Origin of the sequence: Mesorhizobium sp. M7A.F.Ca.CA.001.08.2.1, assembly GCF_003998455.1 — a bacterium.
Taxonomy (GTDB): Bacteria; Pseudomonadota; Alphaproteobacteria; order Rhizobiales; family Rhizobiaceae; genus Mesorhizobium; species Mesorhizobium ciceri.
Map to the genome: position 1 here is coordinate 1 of NZ_RZPW01000632.1, position 3,756 is coordinate 3,756.

Here is a 3,756-nt window from a genome sequence, read left to right on the forward strand (position 1 = left end):
GCATAGAAGAGCCTGGTCGCGGCATCGACAATGCGTTTGCGGGTAGGGCTCTGCGTGTCAGGCATGAGCCTACGTATACCGACTAGTGAATATACACAAGCGACAAAGGGCATAGTCTTCCAGCCATCAGCATGATGGAGAAGGAAGAGCCAAATGACAGATCTTGTCCTTAGCGAAACCCGGGATGGGATTGCCATCCTCACCCTCAACCGGCCGGAGAAACTCAACGCGCTGAACTATGCCCTGATCGATCGCCTGCTTGCGGTCCTTGACGACATGGAAGTCGATGACAGCGTCCGAGCGGTCATTCTGACCGGAGCGGGGGAGCGGGCGTTTTCGGCGGGCGGCGACATTCACGAGTTCTCGGCCAGCGTGGCGCTTGGCGTCGGTGTCGCGATGCGGGATTTCGTCATGCGCGGGCAGCGGCTGACGGCGAGGCTGGAAGCCTACCGCAAGCCCATCATCGCCGCCGTCAACGGCATTGCCTTTGGTGGCGGCTGCGAAATCACCGAGGCCGTACCGCTCGCTATCGCCAGTGACCGCGCTTTGTTCGCCAAGCCGGAAATCAACCTCGCAATGCCGCCGACCTTTGGTGGAACCCAGCGCTTGCCGAGGCTCGCGGGGCGCAAGCGGGCGCTCGAACTGCTGTTGACCGGCGACTGGTTTGCGCCGCCGCGGGCGCTTGAACTGGGTCTCGTCAACGAGGTTGTGCCGCATGCCGAGTTGATGCCGGCGGCATTTGATCTGGCCAGGCGTATCCTGCGGCACTCCGATCTGGCGATTGCCGGCATCCTCACGGCAGTGGCGCGCGGCCTCAACCAGAGCATCGCCGAAGGTTTGCTGGTCGAGGCCGAGCAGTTTGCCCGCATGGCCCCGACCGCTGATCTGCGCGAAGGGCTGAATGCCTGGATTGCACGTCGCGAGCCGGGCTATGACGGCTCGTGGACACATATCGCGCGTCCCGACGAGGCCAGGCGAGCCTGAAGCGGGTCGCTTGAATTCCTCAGGCGACCCGCTTCAGGTCTTTGTTTTCATGCGTGTCGTTCTCCCAAAACCGAGGTTACTTTTGGGCGACATGCACTCGTCGGAGCTGGATCAGGGCGCCACCACCAAACGGCCCTTCATGTTGGGGTGCAAGCGGCAGAAGTAGTCGACCGGTCCCGCCGTCTTCAAAGTCAGGCTTGCGGATTTCTTCGGCGGGATCATCACTTCCCAGCCGCCTTTCACGGTGGCCGTGTGGGCGAACACATCCTTGTTCACCCACTCGATCGTGTCGCCGACCTTTGCCTCGACGGTGGCCGGAGAGAACACCAGCCTGTCGATGGTGACCTGGATGGTTTCGGCTTGCGCCGGCACGATCCCGACGGCGAGCGTCAACGCAATCCACAGATGGCGGTTCTGCATGCTCCCGGTCCTTACTTGAGCATGCCGGCGACGTGTTCGGCGTGCTGCTCATGGCCCTGGAATATCTTCAGGCCGGTTTCCAGCAGGCTTTTCAGCTCGGCATTCTGCGCCGACGGGATCAAAAGGGTTTCGAGCGCGCCGTTGACCTGCTTGTGATAGGCGACCTCATTGTCGACATAGGCCTTGTCGAAGGCAGCGCCGTGGAGTTTGGCGAGCTTGGCCCGCTCCTCCGTCGCAGCTTTGGTCAGCGCCTTGCTGGTGGGGTTGTCTTCCGGGGTGACCTTGAGCTTCTTGACCAGGTCGAGCGCCTGAACATTTACAGCCTCGTGATCGCGGACCATATCCTTGGCGAAATCGACAACCTCCTTGTTCTTCGATTTGTCGATGGCCAGCTTGGCCGCTTCGACGTCGATGACCCCGGCCGTGTAGGCGATATGGGCGATCTGCGGATCGGTCGGCTTGTCGGCGGCTTGTGCGAACGGGGCGGTGCCGAGCAGCAGCAGGGCGGCAAGCGCAGCAGTGTGTCGGATAGACATGGCATCTCCTTCGCCGGGACGCTGAAATCGTCCCGGACAGCGTTTTTCGGTTGACGGTCATTGGATGCTGGTCAGCGGCAAACGTTCCCGCTGAAATGAACTGAAATCCGCTGAGGCTCAGCTTTCCAGCCCGAGCCGTCGCATCACGGCGCTGGTCAGTCGTTCGCAACGCCGGCCGGCGAAGGGGAAGGCGTCGAGCAGCACCGGCCCGATCTGGTCGTCCAGCGCCTTGCGGACAAGGGCGCGGGCGCGGTGCAGTCTTGTCTTGACGGTTTGCGGCCGCACGCCGAGGAGGTCGGCGGTCTCTTCGATGCTCAGCCCCTCGATCACCCGCGCCACGAACACCGTCCGGTAGACGTCGGGAAGGCTGTCGGTGGCCTGTTCGACCAGTTGGAGGATCTGCCGTTGCGCCATTGTCCGTTCCGGATCGTCGCTGGGATTGAGGGGAAACCGGATGATCTCGGCTTGCGGATTTTCCGGCAGCGCCACCGTTTTGCGCCTTTTGCGCAGCCGGCCGAGCGCCTCGTTGATGACGATGCGCGATAGCCATGTGGCGAGCGAGGAGTCGCCGCGAAACGCATCCAGATGGGCGAAAGCCTTGACGTAGGCCTCCTGCACGATGTCCTCGGCCTCGCTGTCATTGCGCACGACGCCGCGCGCGATCCGGTAAAGCCGCTGATTGTGTGTCTTGATGATGGTGCGGAAGGCGTCGCCGTCGCGCGCCAGCGCGCGGTGCACAAGCTGCATCTCGCCTGGCACAGCGGAAGGCACGGCCGTCACAGCAGGCATGGCAAGGTTCCTCAACCCAATCTCCGAACCAGGATCTCGATTGGGAGATTGGACGCTGTCGCCGGCAAAAGGTTCCCGAAGATTTTCTGCCGGGTCCGGCGGCCGCTACACTACAGTGTGAGTGAAGGCTTGTCAGGCAGCCTGCAGGCGCGCCGTGGCGGCCAACAGATCGGTCTGGGTGATCAGCCCGAGAATCCGCTTGTCGTCGTCGACGATGATGACCGCGTGGCTGCGGCCATCGGTGAGCACGGGCAGCAGCCCCATGGCGGCGACGCCGGCGGCGGCTGTTGCCGCGGGCGTTAAGACGGATCCAACCGTCCCCGAGTCCTGGGTGAGTTCGCGCAACCCCACCGTGCCTGCCAGCCTGGCTTCCGCATTGACGACCGGCAAGGTGCGGATGTTGTGGTCAAGCAGCAATTGGCGCGCCGCCTCGGTGGAGGTGTGAGCATCGACCGAGATCACATCGCGCGACATGATGTCCTCGCACAGAAGGGTCTTGTGCGCGCGCACCATCGCCTGCAATTCGACCTGCCGCAGCAGCCGGTCGAGATCGTTGCGATCGATATCGAACGTCTCGTCGAGTGCGCCAAGCGCGGCATCGATGTCTTCCGACCGAAAGCCCACGCGCAGCTGCGCCGGCAGATCGCCGGTGCCGTGGCTGTTTGCCGGCGCCGCAACCGGCACATGCGGATAATTGCGCCGGGCCAGCCTGTGGAAGCCGTAGCCGAGCGCCACCAGCAGGATCGAGTTCAGCGCCACCGGCACGAATGGAAACAGGAAGCCGGCGCTGATCACGGCAGGCCCTCCCAGCACCGCGGTCAGCGCGGCCGCTCCGCCCGGCGGATGCAGGCAGCGCGTGAACGACATGGCGGCGATGGCCAGTGCCACCGCGATGCCGCTGGCAAGGGCGGTTTCGTGGATGAAATGCGCCACGATCACGCCGACCAGTGCCGATATCGTGTTGCCGCCGATGATCGACCATGGCTGTGCCAGCGGACTGGCGGGCACGGCGAACAGCAGCACCGCC

At 63.6% G+C, this 3,756-nt stretch carries 5 protein-coding genes; 1 reads left to right on the forward strand and 4 read right to left on the reverse strand.

Annotation, left to right across the window (positions count from 1 at the left end; all coding sequences use genetic code 11):
* Nucleotides 1-153: 153 nt before the first annotated feature.
* The gene (locus tag EN914_RS27880; protein ID WP_024505016.1) at nucleotides 154-984 is read left to right on the forward strand and encodes a crotonase/enoyl-CoA hydratase family protein; all 831 of its coding nucleotides are present in this window, start codon (nucleotides 154-156) and stop codon (nucleotides 982-984) included.
* Between the two features lie 111 nt (nucleotides 985-1,095).
* On the opposite strand, the gene EN914_RS27885 is transcribed toward EN914_RS27880, so the two are convergent.
* The 4 genes from EN914_RS27885 to EN914_RS27900 form a co-directional block, all read right to left on the reverse strand.
* Nucleotides 1,096-1,404, reverse strand: a complete 309-nt coding sequence (locus EN914_RS27885) for a cupredoxin family copper-binding protein (RefSeq protein WP_024505015.1) — start codon at nucleotides 1,402-1,404, stop codon at nucleotides 1,096-1,098.
* A gap of 11 nt (nucleotides 1,405-1,415) precedes the next feature.
* Nucleotides 1,416-1,940, reverse strand: coding sequence for a DUF4142 domain-containing protein (locus tag EN914_RS27890; protein ID WP_024505014.1), 525 nt, complete (start codon nucleotides 1,938-1,940; stop codon nucleotides 1,416-1,418).
* A 117-nt stretch (nucleotides 1,941-2,057) separates the two neighbouring features.
* A complete protein-coding gene (locus EN914_RS27895; RefSeq protein ID WP_024505013.1) occupies nucleotides 2,058-2,729 on the reverse strand; it encodes an RNA polymerase sigma factor in 672 nt (223 codons plus the stop codon).
* A gap of 132 nt (nucleotides 2,730-2,861) precedes the next feature.
* Nucleotides 2,862-3,756 (reverse strand): HPP family protein (locus EN914_RS27900; protein WP_164778965.1); only part of this gene is annotated, 895 nt, incomplete at its 5' end.